The sequence below is a fragment of the Roseibium sp. AWQ4_254 genome (assembly GCF_056161025.1).
In genome coordinates this window covers 1-287 of sequence record NZ_JBSWYH010000120.1, presented here as the reverse complement: position 1 = coordinate 287, position 287 = coordinate 1, and the positions used below count along the sequence as shown (strand labels likewise).

Annotated in this window: 1 protein-coding gene; it reads left to right on the top strand. The window is 54.0% G+C overall.

The genetic code is table 11. The features are described 5' to 3' along the window. Positions 1–37: 37 nt before the first annotated feature. The coding region (locus ACXAIC_RS24880; RefSeq protein ID WP_475187147.1) for a hypothetical protein at positions 38–287 on the top strand (250 nt) is incomplete at its 3' end.

Genomic DNA, 287 nt, shown 5'->3' with positions numbered 1-287 from the left:
CGCGGCGCGCTCGAAGAGAAATAGCAGGACAAACGACATGGCGGATTTTGAGAATATCACAGGCTGGCGGGACGAGCTGGAAGCGTTTGCGGAAAGCGAAGAAGGGGACGCCTATTTTGGAGGTGAGACGGTGGGGAAGACCAAAAAGCTTACCTTCGATGCCGTTCTGGATCTGGCAAGGCTTATGTTGAAACATGACGAGCTGCGCGAGGCCGTCAGGCAGGAAGTGGAGTTCCGGGCTTTTCTGGAGACGCGTCCGGATTTGAGCAGTGAAGATGATGAATATT